The sequence below is a fragment of the Corynebacterium lehmanniae genome (genome assembly GCF_043161975.1).
Lineage (GTDB): Bacteria > Actinomycetota > Actinomycetes > Mycobacteriales > Mycobacteriaceae > Corynebacterium > Corynebacterium lehmanniae.
This window is the reverse complement of record NZ_CP170998.1, coordinates 891,783-906,998: the sequence shown is the minus strand read 5'-3', so window position 1 is coordinate 906,998 and position 15,216 is coordinate 891,783. Positions and strand designations below refer to the sequence as shown.

Annotated in this window: 16 protein-coding genes; all 16 read left to right on the top strand. The window is 67.2% G+C overall.

The features are described from left to right. Positions 1-4 precede the first annotated feature (4 nt). The 16 genes from ACF3NP_RS04360 (at position 5) to der (ending at position 15,211) form a co-directional block, all read left to right on the top strand. Positions 5-988, top strand: a complete 984-nt coding sequence (locus ACF3NP_RS04360; protein ID WP_181888372.1) for an HAD-IIA family hydrolase — start codon at positions 5-7, stop codon at positions 986-988. Continuing rightward, positions 979-1,164 carry a hypothetical protein gene (locus ACF3NP_RS04355; protein ID WP_181889680.1) on the top strand — a complete coding sequence of 62 codons (186 nt, stop codon included), beginning with the start codon at positions 979-981 and terminating at the stop codon, positions 1,162-1,164. The genes ACF3NP_RS04360 and ACF3NP_RS04355 overlap by 10 nt, the downstream gene beginning before the upstream one ends. A gap of 22 nt (positions 1,165-1,186) precedes the next feature. After that, a complete protein-coding gene (locus tag ACF3NP_RS04350) occupies positions 1,187-2,011 on the top strand; it encodes a TlyA family rRNA (cytidine-2'-O)-methyltransferase (RefSeq protein ID WP_181888373.1) in 825 nt (274 codons plus the stop codon). After that, a complete protein-coding gene (locus tag ACF3NP_RS04345) occupies positions 2,012-2,932 on the top strand; it encodes an NAD kinase (protein ID WP_181888374.1) in 921 nt (306 codons plus the stop codon). A 21-nt stretch (positions 2,933-2,953) separates the two neighbouring features. Then, positions 2,954-4,681, top strand: coding sequence for a DNA repair protein RecN (gene recN, locus ACF3NP_RS04340; RefSeq protein WP_181888375.1), 1,728 nt, complete (start codon positions 2,954-2,956; stop codon positions 4,679-4,681). A gap of 52 nt (positions 4,682-4,733) precedes the next feature. Beyond that, positions 4,734-5,966, top strand: coding sequence for a putative cytokinetic ring protein SteA (gene steA / locus ACF3NP_RS04335; protein WP_181888376.1), 1,233 nt, complete (start codon positions 4,734-4,736; stop codon positions 5,964-5,966). A gap of 14 nt (positions 5,967-5,980) precedes the next feature. Further along, positions 5,981-6,829, top strand: a complete 849-nt coding sequence (locus ACF3NP_RS04330) for a copper transporter (protein WP_181888377.1) — start codon at positions 5,981-5,983, stop codon at positions 6,827-6,829. A gap of 19 nt (positions 6,830-6,848) precedes the next feature. Further along, positions 6,849-7,496, top strand: a complete 648-nt coding sequence (locus tag ACF3NP_RS04325) for an NUDIX domain-containing protein (RefSeq protein ID WP_181888378.1) — start codon at positions 6,849-6,851, stop codon at positions 7,494-7,496. A gap of 3 nt (positions 7,497-7,499) precedes the next feature. After that, entirely contained in the window at positions 7,500-8,420 is a 921-nt protein-coding gene (xerD, locus tag ACF3NP_RS04320; protein ID WP_181888379.1) for a site-specific tyrosine recombinase XerD, read from the top strand. A 45-nt stretch (positions 8,421-8,465) separates the two neighbouring features. Continuing rightward, the gene (locus ACF3NP_RS04315; protein ID WP_181888380.1) at positions 8,466-9,569 is read left to right on the top strand and encodes a hypothetical protein; all 1,104 of its coding nucleotides are present in this window, start codon (positions 8,466-8,468) and stop codon (positions 9,567-9,569) included. Positions 9,570-9,630: 61 nt separating this feature from the next. Continuing rightward, positions 9,631-10,500 (top strand): ParA family protein, encoded by an 870-nt coding sequence (locus ACF3NP_RS04310; protein WP_181888381.1) that lies wholly within the window; start codon positions 9,631-9,633, stop codon positions 10,498-10,500. Next, positions 10,500-11,321 (top strand): segregation/condensation protein A, encoded by an 822-nt coding sequence (locus ACF3NP_RS04305; protein ID WP_181888382.1) that lies wholly within the window; start codon positions 10,500-10,502, stop codon positions 11,319-11,321. The genes ACF3NP_RS04310 and ACF3NP_RS04305 overlap by 1 nt, the downstream gene beginning before the upstream one ends. A gap of 40 nt (positions 11,322-11,361) precedes the next feature. After that, entirely contained in the window at positions 11,362-11,934 is a 573-nt protein-coding gene (gene scpB / locus ACF3NP_RS04300) for an SMC-Scp complex subunit ScpB (protein WP_181888383.1), read from the top strand. An 11-nt stretch (positions 11,935-11,945) separates the two neighbouring features. Then, complete coding sequence (locus tag ACF3NP_RS04295; protein ID WP_181888384.1) at positions 11,946-12,875, top strand: pseudouridine synthase; 930 nt, start codon at positions 11,946-11,948, stop codon at positions 12,873-12,875. Beyond that, complete coding sequence (cmk, locus tag ACF3NP_RS04290) at positions 12,876-13,577, top strand: (d)CMP kinase (protein ID WP_181888385.1); 702 nt, start codon at positions 12,876-12,878, stop codon at positions 13,575-13,577. It begins immediately after the preceding gene. A gap of 89 nt (positions 13,578-13,666) precedes the next feature. Continuing rightward, the gene (der, locus tag ACF3NP_RS04285; protein WP_239306622.1) at positions 13,667-15,211 is read left to right on the top strand and encodes a ribosome biogenesis GTPase Der; all 1,545 of its coding nucleotides are present in this window, start codon (positions 13,667-13,669) and stop codon (positions 15,209-15,211) included. Positions 15,212-15,216: the final 5 nt, after the last annotated feature.

Genomic DNA, 15,216 nt, shown 5'->3' with positions numbered 1-15,216 from the left:
AGCGATGACGCTTGCGTCGTACCATGACGGCCTGCTGCTGGACCTCGACGGCACTGTCTGGTCTGGCGGTGTGGCGATTGAGCACGCGGTCGAGGCGATTAACGCCTCCGGGCTGCCGGCGATGTACGTGACCAACAACGCTTCGCGCAGTGCCAAGGATGTCGCGGAGATGCTCCGTGCCATTGACTTGCATGCGGGTGAGGAGGACGTGCTCACGTCCGCGATGGCGGCGGTGAACATGGCGGAGCGCTACCTCGAGAAGGGGGACGCAGTCTACGTCGTGGGTGCGCCGTCGCTGCGACAGCTGGTCCAGGACTCCGGCTACCGGGTCGTGGACAGCGCCGATGATGCGCCCAAGGTGGTGCTGCACGGCCACAACTCGGACACGGGGTGGCGCGAGCTGTCGGAGGCGGCGCTGAGCCTGCAGCGCGGGGCGAAGTACCTGGCCACGAACCTGGATACGTCGCTGCCGATGGAGCGCGGCTTGATGGTTGGCAACGGGTCCATGGTCGCGGCGGTGACCTCGGCGACCGGCGTCGTGCCTGAGGCTGCGGGCAAGCCGGAGCCGGCGATGTTCACCCAGGCGGCGAAGTCGCGGGGCATGCAGACACCGCTCGCTGTGGGCGACAGGCTGGACACCGATATTGCAGGTGGCGTCGCCGCTGGCATGCCCGCGCTGCATGTGCTGACCGGGGTTTCTGGCCCGTACGCGCTGCTGCAGGCGCCGCCCGAACACCGGCCGACGTACATCGCCGCGGACATGCGCGGACTGAGCGAGCCGACGGAGGCACTCGCCCCGGGCGCGCAGGAGGGCTTCGAGGCGCGTATCGACGGCTCCGCCATCGTCCTTTCCGGCGGCAACCCCGGCGCCTCCAGCTTGGCTGCGCTTCGGACTGCCCTCGACGTGGCGTGGCGGCAGCCCGAGCCGCCGGCCGATGTGCGCGAAGAGTCAGATGCCGCTGCGGTAGCCGTCGCGAAGTGGTGGTGACGCAGATGAGCCCTGCGCCGATTCCCCGCGACCCGCGCGCGCCCAAGGTCAGCGCCGAGGAAGTCACCGAGCGTGTCGAGTCGATTCTCGCGGAACCGACTGAAGGCCTTGCGGCAGAGGTGGACGCGCTGACCCGGGCGCACGCGGTGCTGCACGAAGCGCTGTCCGACAGATAAGCAACGAAAGGGGGCCGCTACCGTGGCACCGAAACGCACCCGGCTCGACGCGGAGCTGGTCCGCCGCAAGATTGCGCGCTCGCGCGAGCAGGCGCAGTCGTGGATCAAGGAAGGCCGCGTCCAGGTGGGTGGCTTCACGGCAACGAAGCCGGCGACGGTGGTGGAGCCGGAAGCGTCGATCAAGGTCAACACCGACGACGTGGACGATTGGGCGTCGCGTGGTGCGCACAAGCTGCTTGGCGCGCTTGAGGTGTTTGGCGGGGGCGGGCTGGTCGTCGAGAAGCGAAAGGCGTTGGACGCTGGTGCCTCGACCGGCGGGTTTACTGATGTGCTGCTGTCGCGCGGCGCGAGCGAGGTCGTCGCGGTGGACGTGGGTTACGGCCAGCTGGTGTGGCGGCTGCAGAACGACGAGCGTGTGCGCGTGCTGGACCGCACGAACATCCGCAACCTCACTCCGGAGATGATGGGCGGGCCGGCGGATCTTATGGTGGGCGACCTGTCGTTTATCTCGCTGAAACTAGTGCTGCCGGCGCTTGCGGAGTGCATGGTCGACGGCGCGGACATGCTGCCCATGGTCAAGCCACAATTCGAGGTAGGTAAGGACCGCCTCGGCAGCGGCGGCGTGGTGCGCTCGCCGGAGCTGCGCGCGGAGGTCACGCTGGACGTCGCGCGTTTTGCGCAGTCGCTGGGATTGTCCGTGCGCGGGGCGACGGCGTCCCCGCTGCCGGGTCCGAGCGGCAACGTGGAATACTTTCTGTGGCTGGTCAAAGACGGGGGTAAGCACAAGCTTGACGACGACGCACTGGCCGCGCTGGTCAACCGCGCGATCGAGGAAGGACCGAAGTAGATGGGTGAGACGACACGCCGCGAGATCCTGCTGGTGCCGCACCTGTTCAGGGCCTCCAACATTGATTCGGCGGCGCGGGCGGCGCAGCTTTTGCAGCAGGCGGGCATTGAGGTCCGTCTGCTCGAGCAGGAGCAGATGGACGTCATCGAGACCAACCCTGTGCTGTGTGGGCTGACGCGCGCGAAGGCGGACGATTCCGCTGCCGCGGGCTGCGAGTTGGTGCTTGTGCTCGGCGGTGACGGGACGTTCCTACGTGCGGCGAGCTACGCGCGGGCGCAGGACATCCCGGTCCTTGGCATCAACCTGGGTCACGTGGGCTTCCTCGCGGAAGGGGAAGCATCGAGCCTGGAAAAAGTCATCGGCCAGGTGATTGACCGTTCCTACCGCGTGGTTGAGCGCATGACGCTGGATGTGTCGGTGATCGGCGAGGGCGGGGAGGTGCTCGGCCGCAGCTGGGCGCTCAACGAGTGCAGCATTGAAAACTCCGACCGCACCCGCGTGTTGGACGCGACGCTGGAGGTGGATTTCCGGCCGGTGTCCTCCTTCGGCTGCGACGGTGTGCTTATCTCCACGCCGACAGGCTCGACAGCGTACGCGTTTTCCGCGGGCGGGCCCGTGATGTGGCCGCAGCTCGACGCGATCCTGGTGGTGCCGAATAACGCGCACGCGCTGTTTGCCAAGCCGCTGGTGGTGGCGCCGACGTCGACTGTGGCGGTGGAGTCGGAGCAGCAGACCACGCAGGCCGTGGCGGTGATGGACGGGCAGCGCCGCCTGACGGTGCCCGCCGGTTCCCGCGTGGAAGTGGCGCGGGGCGAGCGCGGGGTGCGCTGGGTACGCTTGGACGACAGGCCGTTCACGGACAGGCTCGTAGACAAATTCCAGCTCCCGGTTTCCGGGTGGCGCGGCCCGCGCGGGGCTTGAATCTGACAGGGAGGCACGTTTTTGCTCGCTGAGATTGCTATCTCCAACCTTGGTGTGATCCGCCATGCCTCGGCTGAGCTTTCGCCGGGGCTGACCGTGCTCACTGGCGAGACGGGCGCTGGTAAGACGATGGTGGTCACGGGCCTGCGCCTGCTCACCGGTGGCCGGGCGGATGCCTCACGCGTGCGCACCGGCGCGGACGGCGCGGTGGTGGAAGGCGCGTTCGGCACCGAAGAGCTGCCGGAGGAGATGCGCGAAGCCGTCGGCGCGATAGCCGCGGGCGCTGGCGCAGAAGCTGACGAAAACGGCGAGTATTTGGTCTCGCGCTCGGTGAAGGCCTCGGGGCGCTCCAGCGCGCACCTGGGCGGGCGCAAGGTGCCGGCGGCGACGCTGAGCGAGCTGGCGGGCCACCTGCTGACCATCCACGGCCAGAACGACCAGTTGCGGCTGATGGCGCCGGAACAGCAGTTGGCCGCACTTGACCGTTTCGACCCGGCTATTCAGGCCAAACTGGACGCGTACCGCGAGGCGTACACCGCGTGGCGAGCGGCGGCGAAGGATTTGAAGGAACGCACGGAAAAGCGCCTGGAGCTGGCGCAGGAGGTAGACCGCCTCCAGTTCGCCATCGACGAGATCGATGCGGTGGCCCCGCAGGCTGGCGAGGACGAGGAGCTGGTTGCCACCATCAACCGTCTCCAGGATGTGGACGCCTTGCGCGAGGCCGCCGAGACCGCGCTTATGGCTATCGACGGCGCGGACGCCGTCGGCGGTGTCGGCGGGGAAGAGGAACCCGCCTCCGACCTGATCGGCCGCGCGCAGGCGGCGCTAGAGGGAGCCAGCGACCAGGACCTGCGTGATCTGGGGGCCAGGCTGGGCGAGGTCGCCGGCGTGCTCTCGGACGTTTCCGCGGAGCTGGGCAGCTACACCGGCAGCCTGCCGTCCGACCCGGAGGAGTTGGAGCGGCTCCTGCAGCGACAGCAGGAGATCAAAGGTCTGACCCGCAAGTACGCCCCGGATGCGGCAGGGGTGGTGGCGTGGCGCGACAAAGCTGGGGCACGGTTGGCGAAGATCGATACGTCGGAGGGTGCCGTCGAAACGCTGAAGGCGAAGGTTGCCGAGCTGGAGCAGGCGATGACAAAGCACGCCGCCGCGTTGACGAAGGCGCGCACGAAGGCCGCGGGCAAGTTGGGCGAGGCGGTGACCGAGGAGCTGCACGGGCTGGCGATGCCGAAGGCGCAACTCACGGTCAACGTCGCGAAGGCGCAGTACGGCCGCGACGGGGCCGACACGGTGGAGATCCTGCTCGCGCCGAATAGCGCGCTTGAGCCGAAGCCGCTGGCCACGAGCGCGTCCGGCGGCGAGCTGTCGCGCGTGATGCTCGCGCTCGAAGTGATCCTGTCCGAATCCTCCAGCGGCGCGACGCTGGTGTTCGACGAAGTGGACGCAGGCGTGGGCGGGCGCGCGGCGGTGGAGATCGGACGGCGTCTCGCGCGGTTGGCGCGCGGCAACCAGGTCATTGTGGTCACGCACCTGCCGCAGGTCGCGGCGTATGCCGACACGCACCTGCACGTGTCCAAGGACATCGGCGACGTGGCTGTGACCTCCGGTGTTGCGGCGCTGCAACCGGAGGAGCGCATCGAGGAGCTGGCCCGAATGATGGCGGGCATGGACGATTCGGACACCGGCCGCGCCCACGCCGCGGAACTCTTCGAGCGCGCGCAGGGTGAGGTGGAGCAGTTGCGCGGATAACTCCCCGCGCGCCTCCCCGGTTCAGGCAGGTCACCGTTGCACAATGGTGCGCATGACTGCTGCACCCTCCACCCAAGACCCCACGAAGGAACCGCCCGCGGCCGAGCTGCGCGGCACCTTGCGCGACTGCACCCCGCAGGGCAAGGGCCTTGGCAGGCTCAGCGAGGGCGACATCGTGTTCGTGGACGCCCCCGACATGCAGCGCCGTTTGGCGGAGCAAATCATTGCGCGGCGCCCGGCCGCGGTGGTCAACCTCGCGCCGTACTCCACCGGCACGCTTCCCACGTTCGGGCCGCATTTGCTTCTCGACGCAGGCGTTCCGCTGTTCGAGGCGGCAGGCACAGACATGCGCGGAAAGATCCGCGACGGCAAGAAGGCCGTGGTCTCACCGACCGGCCAAATCACCGTGGGACGCAAAGTTGCCGGCCAGGCACAGCCGGTGACCCGCACCGAAGTGGACGCCACGTTCGCCCAGGCCCAACGCGGTTTGGTGGAAAACATGGAGGCCTACTTCGGCAACACCATCGAGTTCATCCACTCGGAGGCGGCACTGCTCATCGACGGCGTGGGCGCCCCGGAACTCGGCGACATCATGGCCGAGCGCAAGGTACTGGTGGTCTCGCCTGCTGCCGACACGCGTCAGCGTCTGGAGGAGCTGAAGAACTTCATGCAGGAGTACACGCCGGTGGTCATCGGCGTTGGCTCCGCGGCGGACACGCTGGCGTCCATGGGGTACGCGCCGGACGTCATCGTGGGGGACCCGAAGGACGTGGCCTCGGAGAACCTGCGCTCCGACGCGAAGGTGATCCTGCCGGCGGAGCCGGACGGATACGCGCCCGGGTTGGAGCGCATTCAGGATCTCGGAGTGGGCGCGATGACCTTCCCGGCGGCGACGGATTCGCCGACGGACCTGGCCATTTTGCTGGCCACATTCCATGACGCCGAGATGATTGTCACCGTCGGCCAGCCGGTGGAGCTGGACCGCATCTTCGCGGATTCGGCTACCACCGCGGGCACCCCGGCAACGGAACCGGCGGCGCTGCTCGCGCGCCTGAAGGCGGGGCGCAAGATCGTGGATTCCACCGTGATCACCAACCTCTATGCCGTCGAGTCCGGTGCGGGTGTGGCGTGGGCGTGGGCGATCCTCGGCGTGCTCGTTGCCGCCGCGGTGGTGATCCTGATCGCCGGCCTGGGCGGCGACGGCAACTTCGCCGACAACCTCGTAGACACCTGGAACACCATCGCGCTGACGGTGCGCGGCTGGTTCGACGGCTGGACCAGCTAGGAGGGCAGTGGCAGATGGCGAAGACTAAAGGCAGGGCCGGGCTGATTGCGGCCGGTTTGGGTTGGGGCGCAGCGCTGGGTATTGCGCTGGGCGCTCTCGTGCTGGTTCCGGCGATGCCGGGCGAGGTTGACCTCGGCTTTTCCGAATTCAAGGCCGACGCTCCGGCCAAGCCGGACGCGGACGACTCCGAACTCACTGAGGCGGAGGCACGTGCGGAAGAAGCAAACGACTTGTTGGCCCAGGAGTCCGGCTCCATCGTCTCCGGTGCCCTGAAGGACGTGCCGGTGACCATTGTGCGCACCGCCGCGGCGGACGCTGACGATGTGGAGTCCGTGCGCTGGTTGCTCAACGCCGCTGGTGCCTCCGACTCCGGCGAGCTGACCTTGACGGAGCGCTTCACCGACCAGGCGGGTGCAGACGAGCTGTCCAGCATTGTCGCCAACACGCTGCCTTCGGGCGCGAAACTGTCGGTGGAGGAACGCTCCCCAGGGCTTCATGCAGGCGAATCTCTCGCGACCGTGCTTTTCGACGACGGCACCAACGGCGAGTCCAAAACCCTGCCGGCGGACCGCACCTTGGTGCTGGACACGCTGCAGCAGGCTGGATTTATCGAGTTCAACGGTTCTATTGTGCCCGCTGGCGCAGTGGTGATTGTGGACGGGCCGTCGCGAGGCACCGACTTCGGAGCCAAGGTGTTGGGCGATTTTGCCGAGGCACTCGGCGCGGAAGGCAAGACTGCGCTTGCGTCTCAGGGCACTGAGCCGGATGCGATCGACGGGGTGAAGACTGTCGGCGGCGTGGACTACGAGGCAGGACGCATTAAGTCCGTGCTTGCAGTGTCTAGTGGTGGCGGCGAGGCCTAAGGCTCGTAGGCTGGTTGCCATGAGCCACGAATTCACTGTCACTGGGTCCGAAGTTGTCCTCGACGCGCCGATCATCGCGGTGCGCCGCGACCAGGTGGTCATGCCGGGTGGCAACGAGGCCGCGCGAGAAATTGTGGAGCACTTCGGTGCTGTCGCTGTGGTCGCGCTGGATGAACATGGCCGTGTGGCGCTGGTGGAGCAGTACCGCCACACCGTCGGCGAGCGCCTGCTGGAGCTTCCCGCCGGTCTGTTGGACATGCACGCCGAAGACGAGCTGACCTGCGCGAAGCGCGAGCTGCAGGAGGAGGCAGGCCTGGCTGCGGACGAGTGGGGCGTGCTGGTGGATCTGGTCACCTCACCGGGCTTCGCGGAGGAGGCGGTGCGGGTGTTCATCGCCCGCGGCCTGCACGAGGTGGAGCGCCCCGAGCCCGAATACGAGGAGGCCGACATGGACTTTTCGTGGGTGGACCTGGAGGATGCCGCGGATATGGCGTTGCGCGGCGAGGTGGTCAACTCCATCGCGGTCTCCGGCATCCTCGCGGCCGTGCGCCTGGTTGCGCGGGGTGATGCGCCCCGGCCTATCGACGAGCCGTTCCGCCTGCGCCCGACTTCCCTGGCCGCACGTCGCGCCAAGCACGGCGTCGTGCCGGACATGAAGCGGATCTAGCAGGTGGATGCGGAGGCGCTGGCGCAGCGTTGGCTGACCCATCTTGCCGTTGAGAGGGGAGTCTCACCCCACACGTTGAGCAACTACACCCGCGACGTGAACCGCTACACCACGTGGTTGGCGGCTGCGGGCAAGACGGATTTGCGCAAGGTCACCTCCACCGACATCGAGGCCTACGTGGCGGATCTGCGCCGCGGGGTGGACGGGGCGAAGCCTCTGGCCGCATCGTCGGCAGGGCGGGCGCTGACCGTTGCGCGCGGCCTGCACAAGTTCGGGGTGGAAGAGGGCGAGCTGCCGGCGGATGCGGCGGCAGAGGTCTCCCCGCCGCAGACCGGCGAGCGGCTCCCGGACACCTTGAGCATCGAGGAGGTGGCAAAGCTTCTCGACGCCTGCCCGACCGAGACCCCCTCCGGCCTGCGCGACAAAGCACTGCTGGAGACGCTCTACGCAACCGGCGCCCGCGTCTCCGAGGTGCTGGGTTTGAGCGTCGACGATGCAAACGCTGCTTTAGACGGCGAGTACGGCGGCGTGCTGGCGGTAACCGGTAAGGGCAATAAGCAGCGTCTGGTGCCGCTGGGGTCGAAGGCGCAGGAGGCGCTGGAGGCGTATTTGGTGCGCGGCCGGCCGGCGTTTGCCAACGGGACCTCGCACGCGCTGCTGTTGAACAAGCGAGGCGGGGCGTTGTCCCGCCAAAGCGCGTGGAATGCGATCAAGGCAGCGGCGGCACGGGCGGGCATTGAGAAGGACATCTCGCCGCACACGCTGCGCCACTCCTTTGCCACGCACCTGCTGGAGGGCGGGGCGGACGTGCGAAGCGTCCAGGAACTCCTCGGGCACGCCTCAGTGACCACCACGCAGATTTACACCCACATCACAGCCGATAACCTGCGTGAAGTTTGGCGCAGCACGCACCCGCGTGCGTAGACTCGGCTGCTTGATTGACGTACGCAATTAACGGGAGAACTAACCATGCGACCCGCATCCTCGAAAACGCACAGCACGCGCCGCGCTGCGCTGCTCGCCGTGCCCGCCGCGCTGCTTCTCGCGGCTCCGCTCGCTCCGGTGGCGAATGCGCAGCTTCCGGGCGGCATGAGCCCGGAGGAGATACAGTCCATGATCCCCGGCGAAATCTCCGTGCCAGCCGGTGAAAGCACGACCGTGGACGTGGGCGTTCCAGTGGACGTGAACTATTCCTCGGGCGGGTGGACGGTGACGTCGTCCGGCACGTCCGTGACCGTGAGCGCGCCGAACCAGCCCGGTGCGACCGCCGCCGTGCCGGCAAGCGCTGGCGGCTACTCGGCGACGGTGAACCTGGTCGCCGTCGGCGACGGCTCCGCGGATGTCGGCGGGGACTCTGGCGAGTCCGGTCAGTCTGGTCAAGGTAGTCAGTCCGGCGGCTCCGGCGGGGGAGTAGGCGGTGCCGCTGCCGGCGGCTCGGACACCCCCGAAGGTGAAGGTGCAGCTGGTAGCTCCGGTGGCGGCGCCGGGGAAGGCTCCGGCAACCAGGGTGGCGAGGCTGGCAGCGCCCCGGCAGCGGCGCACCCGTCGCGCTCCAAGGCGGAGCCCGCCGACGATGCCGCCGCGACGAAGCTGTACTTCGACGGTGAGATCCAGGACAACAAAATCGTGGTGAAGGTGCCGCTGAGCCGCGTCAAGGACCTGATGAAGTACGCCAGCTACGACACCGAGGGCGCGACCCTGCGCTACTTGGACGTCAACGGACAGGTGATTGAAGGCGTCGAGCGCAAGGTGGACAAAACCAGCCGCACGATCACCCTGACCTACCCGGAAGGCGAAACACCGGACAACCCGTTCATCATGGAAGTCGTGCGCGACGGCAAGGCGGACTTCGTCGCGGTGATCACCTCCACCAACGTGCCGGTCGAAAAAGCCGGCGACAGCAACGAGGACAACCAGTACGGCAACTACGCGAACCAGGATGGTCAAGGACGAGGCGTTGACGAAGGGTCGTCGATAAGCGATGTAGCGCCCCTCGCAATCGCTGGAGCTGCGTTGCTGGCCGCGATCGCGCTGTTGATTGTGTTCCTGCGCCGGAGGCGCAGGCGGGCGTAATGACAACGTTGTAAGATGACGGAAGTCAAGGGTTTGGACGTGATTGAGGGAAGGACCGGCCATGGCGGACGAGGCGCTGTTTGACGCTGCGGACCAGAAGACGTTTCTGACCGGGCGGCCGTGGCGTGAGTTCGCCAAGCCGAAGGAGCTGGACAAGCACGGTCCCGCAACGGTGATCTCCATGGTTAACCAGAAGGGCGGGGTGGGCAAAACTACCTCCACGATCAACCTCGGCGCGTGCCTGGCCGAGCAGGGCCGCAAGGTCCTGCTGGTGGACCTGGACCCGCAGGGCGCGCTTTCCGCTGGCCTGGGCGTGTCCTACGAGGAGGACCAGGTCACGGTTTACGACCTGCTGTTCGACAACACCGCCAGCATCCACGCCGCGATCAACACGACCAATGTCTCCGGCTTGGACGTGGTCCCCGCCAACATCGACCTGTCGGCGGCGGAGATCCAGCTGGTCAATGAGGTCGGCCGCGAGCACACCCTGGCGCGCGCGTTGCGCCCGGTGCGCAACGAGTACGACTTCATCATCCTCGACTGCGGGCCCTCCCTCGGCCTGCTCACCGTCAACGCGCTGGCGTGCTCGCACGGCGTGATCATCCCGATGGAGTGCGAGTACTTCTCCCTGCGCGGCCTGGCGCTGCTCACGGACACAGTGGAGAAGGTGCGCGACCGTATCAACTTCGACCTGGACATCGTGGGCATCCTGGTGACCATGTTTGACCGCCGCACCACCCACGCCCGCGAGGTGATGGACCGGGTGGTGGAGGTCTTCGGTGAGCGTGTCTTCGACACCGTGATCACCCGCACGGTCCGTTTCCCAGAGACGTCTGTGGCCGGCGAGCCGATCATTACCTGGGCGCCGAATTCCCAGGGCGCGGACCAGTACCGCAACCTGGCGCTCGAGGTGCTGGAGCGCACCAGCTAGTGGCAGCGGCCGCGCCCGAGCAGTACCCCCAGCCGGAGATCACCGGGTTCACCCTGGCTCTGCAGAACTTCGAGGGGCCGTTCGACCTGCTGCTCACCCTGATCCAGTCAAAGAAACTGGACGTGACAGAGGTGGCGCTGGCCGAGGTGACCGACGAGTTCATAGCCTACACGCGCGCGCTCGGAGAGACAGAAGCGTTGGATGAGGTCACCGAGTTCCTCGTCGTGGCGGCCACCCTGCTGGACTTGAAGACCGCGCGGCTGCTGCCGGGCAACGACGGCGAAAACATTGAGGACCTGGAGCTGCTGGAGGCGCGCGACCTGCTGTTCGCACGCCTGCTGCAATACCGCGCCTACCAACGCGTGGCCGACCAGTTCGCGGAGTGGCAGAAACACGCGCTGCGGCGCTACCCGCGCGCAGTGTCCATGGAACCGCGGTTTGTGGACCTGCTGCCCCCGGTAGACCTGGGGCACACCCCGGCAAGTTTTGCCGAACTGGCGGCCAGCGTGTTTCGCCCCCGCCCTCCGGAGGAGGTGCGCACCGACCACCTGCACGCGCAGGCGGTGTCCGTGCCGGAGCAGGCCGGCAAGATCTTGGAGACGCTGAAACTCGCTGGCAGCGGCTCGTGGCTCACGTTCGCGGCGCTTACACGGGACTGCACCCGCTCCATGGAGGTGGTGGGCCGCTTCCTGGCGCTGTTGGAGCTGTACAAAGCCAAAGCCGTGGAAGCGGAGCAACCCGAAGCGCTCGGGCGCCTGGACGTGTCCTGGACCGGGCTTGACGTGGACCCGGCCGTGGTCGCGGCCTCGAACTGGACGTAGGCACACAGCGGGGAGACGGCGACCGATACACTGCCGAAGCATGGATAGCTTGCCCATGGTTTCCCAGCTGCGTTCACGCATCGAGTCGGTGCTGCTGGTCATCGACGCACCCGTCGCGGTGGAGGAGCTGGCAAGTGCGCTCGGCGCCACCGACGAAGAGGTGTCCGACCAGTTGCGCGAGTTTGCCCGCGAGCTGGATGAGCGCGGCTCCGGCATCGACCTGCGTGAGACGGCGGAGGGCTGGCGTTTCTACACCCGCACCGACAACGCCGACGCGGTGGAGGCTTTCCTGCTGGACGGCACGCAAAAGAAGTTGTCGCGCGCGGCGATGGAAACCCTTGCGGTGGTGGCCTACCGCCAGCCGGTCACCCGCGCGCAGGTCGCTGGCGTGCGCGGGGTCAACGTGGACGGCGTGATGCGCACGCTCGCGCTTCGCGGTCTCATCGCGGAGGTGGACCCGGGGGAGGCCGGGGAAGAAGTCCCGGATCACGGCGCGCACCGCTACGTCACCACCGAGTTGTTCTTGGAGCTACTCGGCATCGATTCTCTCGAGCGGCTACCGGAGCTTGCGCCGCTGCTTCCGGACATCGATTCCATCGAGGATGCCTGGTAAACTCCCGGGGCATGACACCACCCGCTCGCCGAGATGGCACACCGGAAAAGCGTGGGAAGGACGATACGTTCTACATCTCCTACGCCAAGCCGGCTAAGAAACAGCATGTTCGCCTAGACAAGAGGCGCCAGAACGCCGCGAAGAACCAACCGAACCCGCTGGATGATAACTGGTGGGACGAAGACCCGGCCGCAGCGAAAGTGGCGGCCGAGGGTGTCCGCCTGCAAAAGGTGCTCGCGCAGGCGGGCGTCGCTTCCCGTCGTCACGCGGAGGCGATGATCGAGCAAGGCCGCGTCGAGGTCAACGGTGAAATCGTGACGCGCCAGGGGATGCGCGTGAACCCGAACGTGGACATCATCCGCGTCGACGGCGCCCGCATCAACGTCAATGAAGATCACGAGTACTTCGTGTTCAACAAACCGCGCGGCGTGCACTCGACCATGAAAGACGAGATGGACCGCGTCTCCGTGGGCTCTTACCTGGCCGAGCGCACCGCGTCTGGCCAGCGCCTGTTCCACGTCGGCCGCCTGGATGCGGACACAGAAGGCTTGCTGCTGCTCACCAACGACGGCGAAATGGCCAACCGCCTGACCCACCCGAAGTACGAGGTGGCCAAGACCTACTTGGCCACGGTGCTCGGCGAGGCGAACAACGCGGTGGTCAAGCAGCTCAAAGAGGGCATCGAGCTTGACGACGGCCCCGCGAAGGTGGATTACGCGCAGGTGGTGGACGTGCATAACGGCCAGTCCATCATCCGCGTGGAGCTGCACGAAGGGCGCAAACACATCGTCCGCCGCATGCTGAAGCAGGCCGGATACCCGGTGCAGCGCCTGGTGCGCACGAAGTTCCACACGGTGCAGCTCGGCGACATGAAGCCGGGCTCCATGCGCGCGCTGAACTCCTCCGAGCTGGCGTCGCTGTACAAGGCGGTGGGGATGTAAATGGCTGACACACTGTCCAACACGGCAAACGGCGGGCTCATCGTGGCTGTGGACGGGCCTTCGGGCACCGGCAAATCCACCATGTGCCGCGCGCTGGCGAAGCGCCTGGACGCGAAATACGTGGACACCGGCGCGATGTACCGCGTGGCCACCCTGGCTGTGCTGCGCGCGGGCGTGGACCCGGCGGACACGGCGAAGGTGATTGAGGCGACCGCGGACCTGCCGCTGCAGGTCTCCGACGACCCGGATTCCACCGAGGTGCTGTTTGCCGGCGAGGACGTCAAGGGAGAAATCCGCGGCGCCGAGGTGACCAAGCACGTCTCAGCCGTCTCCGCCATCCCCGAGGTGCGCGTGAACCTGGTGGAGCTGCAGCGCAAACTGGCCCGCGAGGCTGGCCGCGCGATCGTGGAAGGCCGCGACATCGGCACGGTCGTGCTGCCGGACGCTCCCGCGAAGGTGTTCATGACCGCGAGCGCCGAGGTGCGCGCGAAGCGCCGTTACGACCAGGACATCGCGGCGGGGCGCGAGGCGGACTATGACGCGGTGCTTGCGGACGTGCAGCGCCGCGACCAGGCTGATTCCTCCCGCGCGACCAGCCCGCTCAAGCCCGCCGATGACGCGGTGCTGGTGGACACCTCCGAGATGACGCCGGACGAGGTTCTGGCGGCACTGACTGAGGTCGTGGAGAGGAGCGCACGATGAGCGAGTGCAACAGCAACTCCAACGGCGAGCACCTCGAGCCGGAAACCCAGTTCATCCAGCCCGGCATCGACCGTTCCGGCTACACGGACATGGATGCGTACGTGGTTGGCGCCGACAGCGCCGAGTACTACGAGAACAAGGACTTCAACGCTGAAGAGGACCTGCAGGGCTTCGAGGACGCCGGCATTGACGAGTCCGAGTTCGGCGAAGCGGACTTTGGCGAGGGCTACGACTCCGACGACGAGCTGACCGAGGATGAGTGGGCAGAGCTCGAGGCCGAGTACGGCATCGCTCAGCCCGACGTGGTCACCGAAGCGCTGCCGACGGTCTCCATCGTTGGCCGCCCGAACGTGGGCAAGTCCTCGCTGGTGAACCGCTTCATCGGCCGCCGCGAGGCTGTGGTGGAGGACCACCCGGGTGTCACACGCGACCGCGTCAGCTACATCACCGACTGGGGCGGGCGCCGCTTCTGGGTGCAGGACACCGGCGGCTGGGACCCGGACGCGAAGGGCATCCACGCCGCGATTGCCCGCCAGGCGGAGGCCGCGATGGCCACCTCCGACGTCATCGTCATGGTGGTGGACTCGAAAACCGCCATCACTGAAACGGACGCGGTGATGGCCCGCAACCTGCAGCGCTCCGAAGTGCCGGTGATCCTGGTGGCAAACAAGTTCGAGTCCGACAGCCAGTGGGGCGACGTGGCCGAGTTTTACTCGCTCGGCTTGGGCGACCCGTGGCCGGTCTCCGCGCTGCACGGCCGCGGCGGCGCAGATGTGCTCGACGAGATCCTGCGCCTGTTCCCGGACGAGCCGCGCGTGAAGGAATCCATTACCGGCGGCCCGCGCCGCGTGGCGCTGGTGGGCCGGCCGAACGTGGGCAAGTCCAGCCTGCTGAACAAGCTGACCAGGTCCGACCGCTCCGTGGTAGACAACGTGGCCGGCACCACCGTGGACCCGGTGGACGAGCTCGTGCAGCTGGACGAGGACTTGTGGACCTTCATCGACACCGCCGGCCTGCGCAAGAAGGTGAAAAACGCCCAAGGCCACGAGTACTACGCGTCGCTTCGCACCCGCGGCACCATCGAGGCCGCCGAGGTGTGCGTCGTGCTCATCGACGCCTCGGAGGAAATCTCCGAGCAGGACCAGCGCGTGATCTCCATGGTGCTGGAGGCCGGCAAGGCCATGGTCATCTGCTTTAACAAGTGGGACCTCATGGACGAGGACCGCCGCTACGACTTCGACCGCGAGTTCGACGAGACGATGGGCCAGCTCAAGTGGGTGACCAAGCTGAACATCTCCGCCGACACCGGCCGCGGCCTGCACCGCCTGGAGCCGGCGATGAAGGAGGCGCTGGAAAACTGGGACAAGCGCATCTCCACCGGCCAGCTGAACAACTGGCTGCGCGACGCGATCGCGGCGAACCCGCCGCCGATGAAGAACAACCGCCTGCCCAAGCTACTGTTCGCCACCATGGCCAGCACCCGCCCGCCGACAATCGTGCTGTTCACCACCGGGTTCTTGGACGCCGGTTACCGCCGCTACCTAGAGCGAAAGTTCCGTGAGCAGTTCGGCTACCACGGCACCCCGGTGCGCATCGCGGTGCGCGTGCGCGAGCGCCGCGGGAAGAAGGCCTAGGGCCT

Bases quoted from the DNA above. Each gene is read 5' to 3' on its own strand.
- ACF3NP_RS04360 (WP_181888372.1), top strand. From the start codon at position 5: ATGACGCTTGCGTCGTACCATGACGGCCTGCTGCTGGACCTCGACGGC.
- ACF3NP_RS04345 (WP_181888374.1), top strand. From the start codon at position 2,012: ATGGGTGAGACGACACGCCGCGAGATCCTGCTGGTGCCGCACCTGTTC.
- steA (WP_181888376.1), top strand. From the start codon at position 4,734: ATGACTGCTGCACCCTCCACCCAAGACCCCACGAAGGAACCGCCCGCG.
- ACF3NP_RS04330 (WP_181888377.1), top strand. From the start codon at position 5,981: ATGGCGAAGACTAAAGGCAGGGCCGGGCTGATTGCGGCCGGTTTGGGT.
- ACF3NP_RS04325 (WP_181888378.1), top strand. From the start codon at position 6,849: ATGAGCCACGAATTCACTGTCACTGGGTCCGAAGTTGTCCTCGACGCG.
- ACF3NP_RS04315 (WP_181888380.1), top strand. From the start codon at position 8,466: ATGCGACCCGCATCCTCGAAAACGCACAGCACGCGCCGCGCTGCGCTG.
- ACF3NP_RS04310 (WP_181888381.1), top strand. From the start codon at position 9,631: ATGGCGGACGAGGCGCTGTTTGACGCTGCGGACCAGAAGACGTTTCTG.
- scpB (WP_181888383.1), top strand. From the start codon at position 11,362: ATGGATAGCTTGCCCATGGTTTCCCAGCTGCGTTCACGCATCGAGTCG.
- ACF3NP_RS04295 (WP_181888384.1), top strand. From the start codon at position 11,946: ATGACACCACCCGCTCGCCGAGATGGCACACCGGAAAAGCGTGGGAAG.
- cmk (WP_181888385.1), top strand. From the start codon at position 12,876: ATGGCTGACACACTGTCCAACACGGCAAACGGCGGGCTCATCGTGGCT.
- der (WP_239306622.1), top strand. From the start codon at position 13,667: ATGGATGCGTACGTGGTTGGCGCCGACAGCGCCGAGTACTACGAGAAC.